A 16415-nucleotide genomic window follows, 5' to 3' on the forward strand; every position below is an offset into this window, starting at 1 on the left:
GAGCGCCTCATGACGCAAGATACGATGGTCAAGCTGGACATTCTCTCTGATCCGATTTGCCCCTGGTGCTATATTGGCAAGGCCCATCTCGACAAGGCCCTCGCCGAGGTTCCGGATCATCCCTTTGTGATCGAATGGCATCCCTTTCAACTCAATCCGGACATGCCGGATGAAGGCATGGACCGGCGCGCCTACCTGGAGGCAAAGTTCGGCGGCAAGGATGGCGCGGTCCGGGCCTATGCCCCAGTTGTCGATCATGTCGAGAAAGCCGGTTTGTCCGTTGATTTCGAGGCGATGCAGCGCACTCCTAACACGCTGGATGCACATCGTCTGATCCACTGGGCCGGGATCGAAGGCAAACAGACCGAAGCGGTTGATGCTCTTTTTGCGGCCTATTTCACCAAAGGTCAGGATATCGGGGATCCCGAAATCCTTGCCGATATCGCGTCGGATATCGGGATGGAGCGTGACGTGGTTCTCAAGCTGCTTGAAGGCGACAGCGACCGTGAGACGATCAGAACCCGCGACGCACACTCCCGCAAGATGGGCGTGACCTCGGTCCCCACCTTCATTGTGGCAAATCAGCACGCAGTTCCCGGAGCCCAGCCGCCCGAGTTGTGGAAGCAGGTGATCGAGGATATTCTGCGGCAAATCAAATCCGCCCCCGACGCCGAGTAGATTGCGCCGCTCATGCAGTTCAAACGTTCCAGTATCTTCGCCACCCTGATTGGCATCATTGCACTGAGTACGGCGTATTTTCACTACTTTGAAGACTGGAGCATTCTCGACAGTCTGTTCTTTACGGTGGTCACCATTTCCACCGTGGGATACGGCAATCTGGTCCCCGTCACGGTGGCCGGAAAAATCGGAACGATGGTTGTCATTTTCAGCGGGCTTGGCGTTTTTGCCCTGGCGATGCGCGAATTTGCCCTCTACCAGATCCAGAAACGCGAAGAACAAAGCGAATGGCTGGTGGCGCGGCTGGGTCGGCACCACCACGAGGCGCCACCAGCCAACGAAGACGACTGTCCCGATCCGGCCCCTTTCGAGCCGGGAAAACGCTAAGGCAACGGCTGTCGCGCAGCCGCGCACAGACTCCTGTGCGGCCTCGGTTATGGCACCGCCCGGATATTCGTGATACCGCGCCTCTAGCGCCGCCCGGATTGGATCCGATTTCCGGATCCCTCTGAAGTGGTGCAAGAGGTCATTCATGTCACAATCCCTTTCAAGCCCCACATCAAATCCGATGTCCAAGGGCGAATTCGTCGCCCTCATCGCGATGATGTTTGCAACCATCGCCTTTTCGATCGATGCAATGCTCCCGGCCCTGCCGGAAATTGGCCAAACACTCAGCCCTGATCATGTGAACCGGGCGCAGCTGATCATCACCTCCTTTGTCCTGGGCATGGGGATCGGTACGTTCTTTACCGGCCCGCTCTCTGACGCTCTGGGCCGCCGCCCCGTCATCTTCGGGGGCGTTCTGCTGTATATCCTGTCTGCGGCGGCTGCCTGGGCGGCCGAGTCGCTTGAGCTTGCGTTGCTGGCCCGTCTGACGATGGGCCTTGGAGCGGCCGGCCCGCGCGTTGTGGCCATGGCCGTCGTCCGGGACCTTTACTCGGGCCGTGAAATGGCGCGTGTGGTGTCGGTGGCCATGATGATCTTCACGCTGGTTCCAGCCGTTGCGCCTCTGCTTGGTGCCGGGATCATTGCGTTTTCGAGCTGGCGCGGAATTTTCGTCGCTTTCGTGGGGTTTGCGGTCATTATCGCCCTTTGGATGGGACTGAGACTGCCGGAAACCCTGGCGCTTTCCGACCGGCGCCCCATTCGGATTTCACTGATGACCGGCGCACTCAGGGAGATGATCTCCCATCCGACGGTGCGCCTGTCCATCCTGGCCCAGTGCCTGTGTCTGGGGATGCTGTTCACCATGATCACCCTGGTGCAACCGGCCTATGATGTCGTTTTTGACCAGGCCGAGAGCTTTCCATACTGGTTCTTTGTCGTCGCTCTCATTGCCGGCACCGGAAGTCTGCTGAACGCCATGCTTGTTGTCCGCCTTGGCATGCGCCGTATGGTGACGATGGCATTGGCTGTTCAGATCGGCTTGTCCGCCACCATGCTGGTTCTCGAGACCCTGCCGCTGGACAACACGGTGGCCTTTGGGCTGTTCGTGGCCTGGCAGACAAGCGTGTTCTTCATGGCGGGCGTCACCCTTGGCAACCTCAACGCCATGGCGATGGAGCCGATGGGGCATATCGCGGGTATGGCGGCCTCGGTCATGGGCGCGATTTCGACCGTCGCCGCAGCCGCGATCGCCGCGCCGGTGGGGCTATTGTTTGACGGATCCCTGCTGCCCCTGACCGCCGGTATCCTGGCGATGTCCCTGCTCGGGTTCCTTGTGATGCTCCATATGGCCCGGGTTGAGGCCCGCCTGCCCACCTTATAACGGCTTGCGAGAAAAGTGCGACTTCCCTAACCTCTCCAACAGTTTGGAGAGGTTTTTTCATGGAAGACTCTTATTACGATCTGGGTGATTATTCCTGTCCGGTGACCACCGCGTCCCCGGACGCGCAGCTTTGGTTTGATCGGGGCCTGATCTGGACCTATGGCTATAATCATCAAGAGGCCTGTGCCTGTTTCCGCCGCGCGATCGAGGCGGACCCGGGCTGCGCCATGGCCTACTGGGGCCTCTCTTATGCGTCCGGACCGAATTACAACATGCCATGGGAGCTACACGATCCGGCAACCCGGGCAGAGGCGCTGGCCACTGCCTATGACGCCACCCAGGCCGCGTTGGACCGGCTTGAGGGGTGTCGCCCGGCGGAAAGGGTCCTGATCGAAGCATTAACGGCCCGCTACCCCCGGCGTTTGCCCATTGACGATATGCACCCATGGGATCATGCCTTTGCCGATGCAATGCGCGCGGGGTTTGCCGAGGTCCCGGATCATCTGGATCTGCGCTGCGTCTACGTTGAAAGCCTTCTGAACCTCACGCCCTGGAAAATGTGGGATCTCAAGACCGGCACGCCAGCAAAGGGGGCATCCACGCGTGAGGCGCAAGAGGTTCTGGAGGTCGCGTTTGATCGCAATCCGTCTGCGATGCGCCATCCGGGCCTACTGCACCTTTACGTTCATCTGATGGAGATGTCGCCCACGCCGGAAAAGGCCCTGAAGGCCGGGGATGTCTTGCGCACACTGGTTCCGGACGCAGGCCACCTGGTTCACATGCCCACCCATATTGACGTGTTGTGCGGATCCTACCGGGACGTGGTCCACTGGAACGAAAAGGCGATTGAGGCCGATCTGAAGTATTACGCCCGCGAAGGCGCCCATAACATCTATACGGGCTACCGGATGCACGACTATCACTTTGCGATCTACGGCGCTCTATTCCTTGGACAAATAGAGCCCGCCCTGCGCGCCAACACAGGCCTGTGGGAGACGGTCCCCGAAGACATGCTGCGCATCGAAAGCCCGCCCATGGCGGACTACTTCGAAAGCTACATGGCGATGCATCCCCATATCCTGATCCGCTTTGGCCGCTGGGAAGAGGCCAAGGCGCTGGAGTTGCCGAAGGATCAGGACCTGTTCCGCACCCTGACCGCGAGCACGCATTATGCCCGCGGACTTGGCCATGCCGCCACTGGTGACGTGGGCCGCGCCGAGGAGGAAGAGCGCCTGTTCCTCGCCGCCAAGGACCGCGTGCCCGAAACCCGCCTTCTGCACAATAACCGCGTTGTCGATCTTCTTGAAATCGCGCGGGAAATGCTGCGAGGTGAGATCGAGTACCGCAAAGGGAACTTTGAGGCGGCCTATGCGCATCTGCGCCGCTCGGTCGCGCTGGATGACAACCTGCCCTATGACGAACCCTGGGGCTGGATGCAGCCAACGCGTCATGCGCTTGGGGCGCTGTTGTTCGAACAGGGCCACATCACCGAGGCCGAAGCGGTTTACCGCGCAGACCTGGGGCTGGACGGCAGCCTGCCGCGGGCATCGATCCATCCGGATAATGTCTGGAGCCTCAAGGGCTTGCACGACTGTCTCAGAGCGCGCGGAGAGCAGGTTGAAATCCAGCACATCAGGTTGAAACTGGATCTGGCGCAGGCACGATCCGACGGTGTCATGGCCTCCTGCGGCTGTGCTCAGGTTGCCATGACACCGGGATGCTGCGGATAGGTCAGCCCCGAGCGGCCTTGGCCTTTTTCTTTTCGGCGACCAGTTTCTCTGCCAGATCCCGCGCGATGGCGAAGGCGCCCTTGATCTTGTCGGCGTCCTTCTTCCAGTCGCGCCGCACGACGATCTTGTTGTCCTTGACCTTGGCGAGGCCTTTCTGATCCTGGATGAAGGCCACCAGCCCTTCGGGGGAGGCGTATTTGTCGTTGTGGAACTGGATCGTTGCCCCCTTTGGGCCGCCATCCAGTTTTGCAATCCCGGCCCGCTTGCACATCGCCTTGATGCGAACAACCAGCAGCAAGGTATTGACCTCTTTCGGCAATTTGCCGAAACGGTCGATGAGTTCGGCGGCAAATCCTTCCAGTTCAACCTTTGTGGTGAGCGAGGACAGGCGACGATAGAGCCCCAGGCGCACATCCAGATCGGGCACATAGTCCTCGGGTATCAGTACAGGCACGCCCAGATTGATCTGCGGCGCCCATTGGTCTTCGCTCTCGGTCAGCCCCTCCATCTCGCCGGATTTGATCTTGGCAATCGCCTCTTCCAGCATGGACTGATAAAGCTCATAGCCGACGTCGCGCATCTGGCCGGATTGCTCCTCCCCCAGAAGGTTGCCTGCACCGCGGATGTCAAGATCCTGACTTGCTAGGGTAAATCCGGCACCCAGAGTGTCGAGCGAGCCAAGCACTTTCAGTCGCTTTTCAGCAGTATCCGTCAGCCGCGCGCGGGGTTTCGTGGTGAGATACGCATAGGCGCGTGTCTTGGAGCGCCCCACCCGGCCCCGGATCTGGTAGAGCTGCGCAAGACCGAACATGTCCGCGCGATGCACGACCATGGTGTTGGCAGTCGGGATGTCGAGGCCGGATTCCACGATGGTGGTCGCCAGCAGGATGTCATACTTGCCGTCGTAAAAAGCATTCATGCGGTCATCCAGCTCTCCGGCAGCCATCTGGCCATGTGCGACCACATAGGTGAGTTCCGGAAGCTGCTCCTTCAGGAACTCTTCAACCTCGGCAAGGTCCGAGATGCGCGGCACCACATAAAAGCTTTGCCCGCCACGATAATGTTCCCGCAACAGCCCCTCGCGAATGGTGACAGCGTCGAATTCGCTCACGTAGGTGCGGATCGCCAGACGATCCACAGGGGGCGTGCCAATGATCGACAGGTCCCGCACGCCGGTGAGGCTGAGCTGCAGGGTCCGCGGAATGGGGGTCGCGGTCAGGGTCAGGACATGGATATCGCTGCGCAGTTGTTTCAGCCGTTCCTTGTGGCCGACGCCGAAATGCTGCTCCTCATCAATAATGAGCAGCCCGAGGTTCTGGAACTTGATCCCCTTTGCCAAAAGCGCGTGGGTGCCAATCACGATATCGACGGTGCCTTTGGCCATGCCCTCGCGGGTTTTGGCCGCTTCTTTTGCACTCACAAAACGGGACAACTGCCTGACTTCAAGCGGAAAACCACGAAACCGCTCGGCAAAGGAGGCCGCGTGCTGGCGTGCCAGCAGCGTGGTCGGCGCAATCACCGCCACCTGAACGCCCGACATCGCCGCGACAAAGGCGGCGCGCATTGCAACCTCGGTCTTGCCGAACCCCACGTCGCCGCACACCAGCCTGTCCATGGGCCGCCCCGAGGTCATATCCTCCATCACGTCCTGAATGGCGCGCAGCTGATCCTCTGTCTCCTCATAGGGGAACCGCGCCGAGAATTCCTCCCAGGCGTGAGGCGGCGGATCCATGATCGGCGCCTTGCGCAGGGCGCGTTCGGCAGCGATACGGATCAGCCGGTCGGCCATCTCGCGGATCCGCTCTTTCAGCCTGGCTTTCTTGGCCTGCCACGCACCACCGCCAAGCCGGTCAAGCAGGCCTTCGTCGTGGCCGTATTTGCTCAGCAGTTCAATATTTTCGACCGGCAGGTAAAGCTTTGCCTCTTCGGCATATTCCAGAAGCAGGCATTCATGGGCCGCGCCCGCCGCCGTGATCACCTCAAGTCCCTGGTAGCGCCCGATCCCGTGATCCACATGCACCACCAGATCGCCGGGGGACAGGGACTGCGCCTCGGTGAGAAAATTCTCGGCCTTGCGGCGCTTCTTGGGCGCGCGGATCAGGCGATCCCCAAGAACGTCCTGCTCCGAAATCACCGTCAGGCCCGGCGCTTCGAACCCGTGTTCCAGTGCCCAGACCGCAAGATGCAGCCCCGACTTTCCAATCCGGGTCCCATTGGCGATGGGGATCGCCTCGGCCAGACCTTCATCTTCGATCAAACCGCTCAGACGTTCCCTTGCCCCGTCCGAATAGGAGGCGACAACCACGGGTCCATCCTGAAGCCGTGATTTAACATGCGCAACCAAAGCCCCGAAAAGGCTGACGCTTTCCTGTTGGCGTTCGGGCGCGAAATTGCGGCCGATCCGCCCGCCTGCATCGACCACCCCGGGGCCAGAGGCCTGAGGGAGCGGATGAAACTGGATCGTGCGATGGTCTGCCGTTGCCATCTCCCAGGCGGTATCGTTCAAATACAGCAGTTCTGGCGGGGTCGGCTTGTAGACGGTGTCCATCCGTCCCTTTTGCGCCATCGCCAGTTTGCGGGTCTCATACTGGTCGGCAACGCTGTCCCAGCGGGCCAGCCGTGCCGGCGTCACCTGATCGTCCAGAGTGATCGTGGCATCAGGAAGGTAGTCAAACAGGGTTTCCAGCTTTTCGTGAAAGAACGGCAGCCAGTGTTCGATCCCCTGGTGTTTGCGCCCCGCGCTCACAGCCTCGTAGAGGGGATCGTCGGTGCCGGCCGCGCCGAACTCGATCCGGTAATTCTGACGGAACCGGGTGACGGCGGCCTCGTCCAGGATGACTTCCGAAACCGGCGCCAGTTCAATCAGATCCAGCTTTTCCGTGGTGCGCTGGGTTGCAGGGTCAAACCGCCGCGCGCCGTCCAGAACATCGCCGAACAGATCAAGCCGAACCGGGCCTGCTTCACCGGGCGGAAAAATGTCGATGATACCACCACGGATAGCATAGTCGCCTGGCTCCATCACAGTTGGACTTTGGGAAAACCCCATGCGAACCAGAAACTTGCGAAGAGCTTCTTCATCTATCCTGTGATCCACTCTTGCTGTGAACGCCGCCTCTCTCAGCGTGGCGCGCGCCGGAATGCGCTGGCTGGCCGCATTGAGCGTCGTCAGCAGGACAAATTCGCTCGGCATTTTCTGCACGAGGGCGGCCAGGGTGGCCATGCGCGCGGCTGAGATATCCGCATTGGGAGACACGCGGTCATAGGGCAGACAGTCCCAGCCCGGGAAGACAAAGACCGGCATCTCAGGTGCAAAGAAAGACAAAGCGGCGCGCATCGCCTCCATCCGCTTGTCATCGCGGGCCACATGCAGCACCGGCCCACCGGATTTCTGCACTTCCTTCAGGATCAGGCGGGCATCGTAGCCTTCGGGGGCACCGCCCATGGTAACCGCACGTTGCGCCATACTATCCGTGTCCTCTTCTTTTGGTCTTGGGGGGCGTCGGGGAAACGCAATGGTTACCCAAAGGCTCCAAGCCGAAGGTTCTGATACATGCCCCACATCGCAGTGATGAAGATAAAAAGCATTCCAAGGGCTTGTATGGCCAGTCGACAGGTTGCCAGGCGCCGGTACAGCGCATCCTCTTGCGCCGCGTCCCGACGGATCGATCGGGCCGTCGCCAGATTGATCAGCCCGACAATGGACATTGGAAACAGCAACAGGAAAACCGCCTGCGCAAATTCCACATCCAGCAAGAACCCCAGGGTACCAAGCGACGACAGCACGAAACAGACAATTGCAAGAATCCAAATGCCTGCCACATCAGAGATATACAGCAATCTGTTGATGTTAATCCGCACAAGATCATGAAGGTCTTGTCCTGCCTGCCCGCCCATCCGGCGCGCCCGGTGAACCATGTCGATTGGCACGCCCAGGATCCAATGGCTGGCCGAGGACCAGAGCACGGCCAAAGCGATCCAGTACCACAGGTTCGAAAACGATCGCAGATCGATCATCTCTGACAGTGTCTGCAGCAGATCCAAACCTTACCCTTTCCCGGTCTCGTCCCTCTTGCGCCTATATCCACTGACGCGCCGCGCGACACAAGCCCTGTGGTTTCTCCTGCCAAAGGCGCGGCGAATGTGCCACTTGCCTCCGCGCGCCGTTCCGTGCGACCCAAGGGCAGCAAACAGACGAGAGACCACGATGAAGCCGACTGTCGCCCCCTTTCCCGCCGCCCGCCTGCGCCGCACGCGTGTTTCCCCCGCCATTCGGGGCCTGGTGCGCGAAAACACTTTGACGACCGATGATCTCATCTGGCCAGTCTTCGTGCGGGACGGCGAAGGCATCGAGGAACCGGTGGTCTCCATGCCGGGCGTTGCGCGGCGTTCGGTCGACAAGATCGCAGAGGTCGCGGTCGAGGCCCAGGCGCTTGGCATCCCGGCCATCTGCCTTTTTCCCTATACCGATCCGGCCCTCAAGACCGAGGATTGCGCCGAGGCCTGGAACCCTGAAAACCTGTGCAACCGGGCCATCAGAGCGATCAAGGCGGTCGCGCCCGACATCGCCGTGATGACTGACGTTGCCTTGGATCCCTACAATATCAATGGCCACGACGGTTTTGTCGTGGATGGGGAAATCCTGAATGACGAGACTGTTGAAGCTCTGGTGAAGATGACGCTGGCTCAGGCTGAGGCAGGCGCGGATATCATTGGCCCGTCGGACATGATGGATGGGCGTATTGGTGCGATGCGCAGCGCGCTGGAACAGGCCGGGCACCGCAATGTGGCGATCCTCTCCTACTCCGCGAAATATGCGTCCGGCTATTACGGGCCGTTCCGCGATGCCGTTGGCGCCTCGGGTGCGCTGAAAGGGGATAAGAAGACCTACCAGATGGACCCCGGAAACTCGGATGAAGCGCTGCGGCTGATCGAGCGGGACCTGCAGGAAGGTGCAGACATGGTCATGGTCAAGCCGGGGATCGCCTACCTCGATATCTGCCATCGTGTCAAAACTGCCTTTGGCACCCCGACCTTTGCCTATCAGGTGTCTGGCGAATACGCGATGATCCAGGCAGCCGCCCAAAACGGGTGGATCAACGGCGAACAGGTGATGCTCGAAAGCCTTTTGGCTTTCAAACGTGCAGGTTGCGACGGGATCTTGACCTATTTCGCCCCCGAAACGGCCCGCATTCTGAACGGTTGATCAGCAGCGGCCCAAAGGCTGCTGTCTGCGGAATAGCGATATGCTGCTCAAGTCGGTATCGGCGCGTCATGACGTGGATGACAGGCGTCCTGTTTGCGCCTATAGTTGCGCGAAAGCCGGAAAACCGGCCTTGGATGACACAGTTTCAACGACAACGTGACAGGCAGATAATCACATGAGCAGACACGCTTCCTCCCGCGTTACACGCCGCGGTTTCACCTTGGGGATTCTTGGCGCAGCCGGAGCGGTTGCCGCTTGCGGAAACGGGGTTGGCACAAACAACGCGGCAACGATCGATGCCCGCGTGGACGCAACGCTGAACCAAATGTACCGCCAGTATCCCAACACCATCGATCTGGCCGAAAAATCAACCGGCATGCTGGTGATGCCGCTTGTGACCGAAGCCGGGTTTCTGGTTGGCGGCGCCTACGGGCGCGGTGCCCTGCGGATCAACGGTGTGACCGTCGATTACTATTCGACCGTCAAGGGCAATGCCGGCCTTCAGATTGGCGCGCAGCAATATGCGCATGTGCTGTTCTTCATGACCGATGACGCCCTTGCAGGCTTCCGCCGCTCCTCCGGCTGGGCGGCCGGCGCGGATCTGGAATATGTCGTGCGCGATGACGGCAATTCGGTGACGGCTGACACCAACACGCTGACCTCACCCATCCTTGCTGCGGTGTTCGCTCAGGCCGGGCTGCGCATCGGCGCGACCCTGGAAGGCACCAAATACACGCGCATCATTCCCTGATCCTGACGGCCGGATACGGATTTCAAAGAAAAGGCGCGCCCATCCCGGCGCGCCTTTTCAATGTCTTGGCATAGATCGTTCAACCGCTTTCACGCAGCCGTTTGAACAGGGACGAAGTATCCCAGCGCCCGCCACCCATCTTTTGAACATCCTTGTAGAACTGATCGACCAGCGCCGTGACCGGCAGGCTGGCCCCGGTTTCATCGGCCGCGTCAAGACAGATCCCGAGGTCCTTGCGCATCCAGTCCACGGCAAAACCATGCTCGAAATGATCGTCAATCATCGTCTCGTACCGGTTCGCCATCTGCCAGCTGCCCGCTGCACCCTGGCTGATCACTTCGACCACCGCGCGCCCGTCAAGGCCCGCCTTTTCGGCAAAGTGCAGCGACTCCGCCAGCCCTTGCACAAGGCCCGCAATGGCGATCTGGTTGCACATCTTGGTCATCTGTCCCGCGCCGCTGTCGCCGATGCGGCGGCAAATCCGGGCGTAGGCATCAATGACAGGCTCTGCCTTGGCGTAGGCGTCAGCGTCCCCCCCGCACATGACGGACAGGACACCGTTTTCAGCGCCCGCCTGACCACCCGAGATCGGCGCATCGACAAATGCAATACCCCGCGCCTTGGCCGCCTCGTAGAGTTCGCGGGTGACCTTGGCCGAAACCGTCGTGTGATCGACAAAGATGCTGCCTGGCTCCATCCCGGCAAAGGCGCCCTCCTCGCCGAGGCACACCGAGCGAAGATCGTCATCGTTTCCGACGCAGGACATCACAAAATCCGCGCCGGTCGCCGCTTCGCGTGGCGTCGGCGCGCTGGCGCCGCCGTGCTCCCTGGCCCAGCTTTCTGCCTTGGCAGCGGTCCGGTTGTAGACCGTGACGTCATGCCCGGCGGCTTTCAGATGGCCCGCCATCGGATACCCCATGACACCCAACCCCAGAAACGCAGTTTTTGCCATTTGCTTTTCCCTCGTGCTTTCTTCGCATATGTTGGCGACACCCTAGCATCGGTGGCGCCGGGTGCAATCGTGGCGGGGCCCCAAATCAAGAAAACAAACGGAAACCAAGCTACATGGCCCTCCTCTTTCGCTGGCTGCTTCGTCTGACCACCTCCTTGATTCTGCTGGGGCTGATGGCAATTCTTCTGGCCTATTACTTTGCCTCGCAGTCTCTGCCGGATTACAGCAAGACGATCGCCCTGCCCGGCCCGACTGCGCCCGTGGAAATTGTGCGCGACAACGCCAATGTACCCCATATTTTCCCCAGTATCGGGGCCAGTGACGAAGATGCTTTCTTCGGACTTGGGTATGCCCACGCTCAGGATCGCTTGTGGCAGATGGCCGTGCTGCGACGTACCGCCCAAGGCAGGCTGTCCGAGGTTTTCGGGCTTCGCACCGTGGAAACCGACACCTTTGTGCGCCGCCTCGACCTCTATCGTCTGGCGCAACAATCCGTGGCCGTCCAAACCCCCGAGGCAACGGTGGCGCTACGCGCCTATTCCGCAGGTGTGAACGCCCGGCTGCAGGAAATCAACGAAGACGCCCTGGGGCGAGGCGCGCCAGAGATGTTCCTGTTTCCCATGCCCCTGGCCCCCTGGCAGCCTGCCGACAGCATTGCCGTCATGAAGCTCATGGCGCTGAAACTCTCCGGCCACATGCGCGAAGAGATCCTGCGAGCTCGAACCTCGCTGGCCCTTGGCGCCCCCGAGCGACTGCGCGATATCCTGCCGGATGCGCCCGGCTCAGGCACCGCAGCCTTGCCGGAATATGCAGCTCTCTTTCCCGGGCTGCCCCGGCCTTCTTTGGGGGACAGGGCGCAAAGCCCTCAATCCTTGGCGTCCCTATTTCCACTTGCCCCGCGCGGGCGCGGCGGAGCCTCCAATGCCTGGGCTGCCGACCCCAGCCGCTCGGCCACTGGCGGAACCCTTCTGGCCAATGACCCCCATCTTGGGCTCAGCGCCCCCGGGATCTGGTATCTGGCCCGCCTGGAACTGGCCACGGGCGGGGTCATCGGCGGAACCATCCCCGGTGTGCCCGCGGTCATCAGCGGACGTTCGGACACGCTCGGCTGGGGGATCACCTCATCCTACATGGATGATCAGGACCTCTTCATCGAAAAAATCAACCCCGAGAATGCCGAAGAGTACTTGAGTTCAAACGGTTACACACCCTTCGTGACGCGCCGTTCCATCATCACGATCAAGGATGCGGCTCCCATGACCCTGACACTGCGCTGGACGGAGAATGGCCCCGTCCTGCCGGGCACCATGTTCGATCTTGCCGAAATAACACCTGCAGGCCATGTGGTGAGCCTGGCCTGGACGGCGCTGAGCGCCGAGGACACTTCGGTGAGCGCGGCCATTGGCCTGATGCGCAGCACAACGGTGACCGATGCCATTTCGGTGGCCGAGGCCTATATCGCCCCGTCACAGAACCTGGTTCTGGCGGACCGGAAAACCATTGCGATGAAGACCATAGGCGCCATTCCTCAGCGCGACGCCAGGCACCAGAGCAAGGGACGCATGCCCAGTCAGGGGTGGCGCCGGGAAAACCTGTGGCAAGGCCGTGCGCCCTATGCCGCAAACCCGGAATTCGTCAGCCCACGCGGCGGGCTGCTGGGCAACACCAACAACAAGGTGCTTGAACGCCCCTTCCCCAATCACGTCTCTTTCGACTGGGGAGACACCCAGCGGATTCACCGCTGGCGCAAGCTGATGCAGAACCGGGAGGTTCATACCCGCGACAGTTTCATCGAGGCACAGCTTGATACGGTGTCCTTCTCGGCCCGCGCCTTGTTGCCGCTCATTGGGGCTGATCTGTGGTTCACCGGTGAAGCCGCGCCGGAAGGCAGTCGCGAGCGGCAGCGCCACACGGCGCTCAATCTGCTGTCCGAATGGAATGGCGAAATGAACGAGCACCTGCCCGAACCGCTGATCTATGCCGCCTGGGTACGGGCGCTGCAGAACCGTCTCATTGCAGATGAACTTGGCCCCCTTGCCGCGGCGTTCAAACATGTGGACCCTCTGTTCATCGAACGGGTCTACCGCGATATCGAAGGGGCTTCGATCTGGTGCGACGTCCGTCAAAGCGCCCCCAAGGAAAGCTGCGTGGACATGGCGCGCCTCGCACTCGACGATGCTTTGCTGTGGATCGAGGAACGGTATGGCACTGCGCTTGAATCCCTGCGTTGGGGAGATGCTCATCAAGCCACCCACGATCACGAGGTCCTTGGTGACGTGCCATTACTCCGGTTTCTTGTGAACATCCGTCAATCCACCAGCGGTGGGGACAATACCCTGCAACGTGGCCGCACCTCCGGAGAGGCCCCGGATCCCTTCCAGAACGTGCATGCGGCCGGTTATCGCGGCGTCTATGACTTCGCCGATCCCGACAGCTCGGTCTTCATTACCGCAACGGGTCAATCGGGGCATTTCCTGTCGCGCCACTACGATGACATGGCGCAGCTCTGGCGCCGTGGGGAGTACGTCCCGATGTCACTGGATACAGAATTGGCCCGGGCTGCCGCTGTCGGCACCACCCGGATCCTGCCGAGGGACTGACAAACCATGGAAGATCAAGCTGTTCCGTTGATCGTGTTTGGTCTCCTGTTCTTTGCAGGCCTGGCCGCCGACAGGGTCGGACGACGATTTCATTTGCCACGGGTGACGCTGCTTCTCGGGTTCGGTCTGGTTGTCGGACAGGCCGGTTTCGATCTCTTGCCCCGCGCGCTGACGTCGCTTTATCCGGTTGTTGCCGTCGTGGCGCTGAGCGCAGTGGCCGTCCTCCTGGGCAGCGCCCTGTCGGTGCAGAACCTGAGGGAACACGGCCGTGTCGTTCTGCTGGTCTCCCTTTCGGTCGTTGTCGTCACGCAGCTTGTGGTCAGCACCGCCCTATGGGTCATGGGGCTTCCGCTGATCCTGACAATTCTTCTTGGCGCCATGGCGACGGCGACCGATCCTGCCGCGACCTACGATGTCATCGAACAATCGGGACAGGATACGAGTTTCACACGCACCCTCAAAGGGTTGGTGGCCATAGATGATGCGTGGGGACTGTTGGCCTTCACCCTTGCGCTGGTCCTGATAGAAATGGTCAGCGGATTTGGGCCCGGCGGCGCGACCCTGGCGGATGCCGCCTATGAGGTGTTCGGCTCCATCCTGTTGGGCTGCGTGATCGGCGTGCCCGGCGCGCTCCTGACCGGACGCCTGTCGGATGGCGAACCCCTGAGGATCGAAGCCCTGGGCCTCGTGTTCCTCACGGCAGGCCTTTCATTGATGCTGGGGCTGTCTTATCTGATTGCCGGAATGACGGTCGGCGCGGTGATCGTGAACCTCGCCCGTCACCACACCCGGGCCTTTCACGAGATCCGCAATTTCGAATGGCCCTTCATGATCATCTTTTTTGTCCTGGCCGGCGCCACACTCGACCCGGCCGCCCTGTCGACTGTTGGACTGGCGGGTATCGGATATGTGGTTTTCCGGGTTCTGGGCCGGGTCCTTGGTGGATTGCTGGGAGGCTGGATTGCTGGCGCGCCCAAACGGCAGGGTCCCTATTTCGGAGCCGCGATGCTGCCACAGGCCGGGGTGGCCATCGGCATGGCCCTGGCCGCGTCAGAGCGTTTCCCGGAATATGCTGCGTCCCTCATGGCCCTTGCCATCGGCACCACCACCGCCTTTGAACTGATCGGCCCGATCGTGGCTTCCCGTACCCTGTCTGCGCAATCAAGATCCACAGAAAAGCGGCAGGACGCACTGTAACGGCCGTTACAATGCGTCGTACTGCGCCTTCTGCTTCGGTGTCCAAAGCACGGTGATATCAAAGCCTTTGTCGGTCTGGTCTTCGGAAAGCACAACATCCTGCCGGAACAGCCATGCGCGCTGCATGCCTTGCGAAAAATCAAGGCTCAGAACGTCCTGATGCTTTTTGCCCTGCAATCTTTCAGCAATATCCCGCAGCAGACCGTCGATCCCTTCGCCGGTCAGGGCTGAAATGGCATGGATATCGTCCTCGCGCGCGGCCCGCTCCCGGCGGGCGGCGGCCTCGTCCTCCCCGAGGTTGTCGAGCTTGTTCCAGACCTCGATCAAGGTACGCTCTTCATCCACCCCGAGAGACGCCAGAATCGCCGTCACATCCCTGGCCTGGTTCTCGCTTTCCGCGTGGCTGATATCGCGCACATGCAGGATCACATCGGCTGCGAGCACCTCTTCCAGCGTCGCCCGGAAAGCGGCAACCAGTTCGGTCGGAAGGTCCGAGATGAACCCGACGGTGTCAGACAGGATCACCTCTGGTCCATCCGGCAGAACAAGACGCCGCATCGTCGGGTCGAGCGTGGCAAAGAGCATATCCTTGGCCATCACCTCAGCCCCGGTCAAGCGGTTGAACAACGTGGATTTTCCGGCGTTGGTGTAGCCAACAAGCGCAACGATCGGGTACGGCACCTTGGCGCGGGCTTCGCGGTGCAGGGTGCGGGTCTTGACTACCTTGTCCAGCTGCCTGCGCAGGCGGACAAGTTGATCATCGATGGCGCGGCGGTCGGCCTCGATCTGGGTTTCGCCAGGTCCACCCACGAACCCCAGGCCGCCCCGCTGACGTTCAAGGTGGGTCCAGGCGCGAACCAACCGCGTGCGCTGATAGCTGAGCGCTGCCATTTCCACCTGCAACACGCCTTCACGCGTGCGGGCGCGGTCAGAGAAAATTTCGAGGATCAGACCCGTCCGGTCCAGGATCTTGACCTTCCAGGCCTTTTCCAGATTGCGTTGCTGCACAGGCGAAACCGGGCCGTCGATCAGAACCAGTTCGACGTCTTCACCTTTGAGGCGCTGCGCCAGCTCTTCAATCTTGCCAGAGCCGAACAGCATTCCGGCATGTGCTTTGGGCAAGCGCACGATTTCTGACCCGGCCACGTCGAGATCAGGCAAAGCCCGGGCCAGCGCCACGGCTTCCTCAAGGGCAGGCTGCGGGTCGCGCCTGTCCAGGTCGGATTTTATTTCTGGATGCAGCACCCAGGCGCGGGTGCGCTTCCTGTCATGCTCCATCAAGAGGCGTCTTCACCTTCATAAAGGCTGATCGGCTGAGCAGGCATGATTGTCGAAATTGCATGTTTGTAAACCAGCTGCGACTGTCCATCGCGACGCAGCAGGACGCAAAAGTTGTCAAACCAGGTGATTACTCCCTGCAGCTTCACACCATTGATAAGAAAGATAGTAACCGGAACCTTGGTTTTGCGAACGTGATTCAGGAAGGCATCCTGAAGATTCTGTCTGTCCGAAGCCATTATTGTTATCTCGCCTTTT

Annotated in this window: 13 protein-coding genes; 8 read left to right on the forward strand and 5 right to left on the reverse strand. The window is 60.8% G+C overall.

The genetic code is table 11. The features are described from left to right. The first annotated feature begins 9 nt into the window (after positions 1–9). The 4 genes from AADA15_RS00410 to AADA15_RS00425 all read left to right on the forward strand — a co-directional run bounded on the left by AADA15_RS00410 (position 10) and on the right by AADA15_RS00425 (position 4176). A complete protein-coding gene (locus AADA15_RS00410) occupies positions 10–678 on the forward strand; it encodes a DsbA family oxidoreductase (protein WP_341639568.1) in 669 nt (222 codons plus the stop codon). A gap of 12 nt (positions 679–690) precedes the next feature. Continuing rightward, on the forward strand, positions 691–1065 hold the full coding sequence (locus tag AADA15_RS00415; protein ID WP_341639569.1) for a potassium channel family protein: 375 nt from the start codon (positions 691–693) through the stop codon (positions 1063–1065). 145 nt (positions 1066–1210) lie between these two features. Continuing rightward, on the forward strand, positions 1211–2446 hold the full coding sequence (locus AADA15_RS00420) for an MFS transporter (RefSeq protein WP_341639570.1): 1236 nt from the start codon (positions 1211–1213) through the stop codon (positions 2444–2446). A gap of 59 nt (positions 2447–2505) precedes the next feature. Continuing rightward, positions 2506–4176, forward strand: coding sequence for a tetratricopeptide repeat protein (locus AADA15_RS00425; RefSeq protein ID WP_341639571.1), 1671 nt, complete (start codon positions 2506–2508; stop codon positions 4174–4176). Position 4177: 1 nt separating this feature from the next. Here AADA15_RS00425 and mfd read toward each other — a convergent pair whose 3' ends face one another. Together mfd and AADA15_RS00435 are read right to left on the reverse strand one after the other, a co-directional pair. Next, positions 4178–7639 carry a transcription-repair coupling factor gene (gene mfd / locus AADA15_RS00430; RefSeq protein WP_341639572.1) on the reverse strand — a complete coding sequence of 1154 codons (3462 nt, stop codon included), beginning with the start codon at positions 7637–7639 and terminating at the stop codon, positions 4178–4180. A gap of 53 nt (positions 7640–7692) precedes the next feature. Continuing rightward, positions 7693–8217 (reverse strand): component of SufBCD complex, encoded by a 525-nt coding sequence (locus AADA15_RS00435; RefSeq protein WP_341639573.1) that lies wholly within the window; start codon positions 8215–8217, stop codon positions 7693–7695. Between the two features lie 163 nt (positions 8218–8380). Here AADA15_RS00435 and hemB point away from each other — a divergent pair, with 163 nt between their 5' ends. Next, positions 8381–9379: a porphobilinogen synthase gene (gene hemB / locus AADA15_RS00440; RefSeq protein ID WP_341639574.1), complete on the forward strand. Its 999-nt coding sequence runs from the start codon at positions 8381–8383 to the stop codon at positions 9377–9379. A 175-nt stretch (positions 9380–9554) separates the two neighbouring features. Further along, on the forward strand, positions 9555–10130 hold the full coding sequence (locus tag AADA15_RS00445; RefSeq protein WP_341639575.1) for a lipid-binding SYLF domain-containing protein: 576 nt from the start codon (positions 9555–9557) through the stop codon (positions 10128–10130). A 79-nt stretch (positions 10131–10209) separates the two neighbouring features. Here AADA15_RS00445 and AADA15_RS00450 read toward each other — a convergent pair whose 3' ends face one another. After that, positions 10210–11082: an NAD(P)-dependent oxidoreductase gene (locus AADA15_RS00450; protein ID WP_341639576.1), complete on the reverse strand. Its 873-nt coding sequence runs from the start codon at positions 11080–11082 to the stop codon at positions 10210–10212. Positions 11083–11195: 113 nt separating this feature from the next. On the opposite strand from AADA15_RS00450, the gene AADA15_RS00455 reads away from it, so the two are divergent. Both AADA15_RS00455 and AADA15_RS00460 read left to right on the forward strand, forming a co-directional pair. After that, the gene (locus AADA15_RS00455; RefSeq protein WP_341639577.1) at positions 11196–13682 is read left to right on the forward strand and encodes a penicillin acylase family protein; all 2487 of its coding nucleotides are present in this window, start codon (positions 11196–11198) and stop codon (positions 13680–13682) included. 6 nt (positions 13683–13688) lie between these two features. Further along, positions 13689–14879, forward strand: a complete 1191-nt coding sequence (locus tag AADA15_RS00460; protein WP_341639578.1) for a cation:proton antiporter — start codon at positions 13689–13691, stop codon at positions 14877–14879. A 6-nt stretch (positions 14880–14885) separates the two neighbouring features. Here AADA15_RS00460 and hflX read toward each other — a convergent pair whose 3' ends face one another. After that, complete coding sequence (hflX, locus tag AADA15_RS00465; protein WP_341639579.1) at positions 14886–16157, reverse strand: GTPase HflX; 1272 nt, start codon at positions 16155–16157, stop codon at positions 14886–14888. Then, a complete protein-coding gene (gene hfq, locus AADA15_RS00470) occupies positions 16157–16396 on the reverse strand; it encodes an RNA chaperone Hfq (protein WP_008204623.1) in 240 nt (79 codons plus the stop codon). Before hfq ends, hflX begins: the two co-directional genes overlap by 1 nt. Positions 16397–16415 lie beyond the last annotated feature (19 nt).

It is taken from the genome of Phycobacter sedimenti (assembly GCF_038148855.1).
GTDB lineage: Bacteria > Pseudomonadota > Alphaproteobacteria > Rhodobacterales > Rhodobacteraceae > Phycobacter > Phycobacter sedimenti.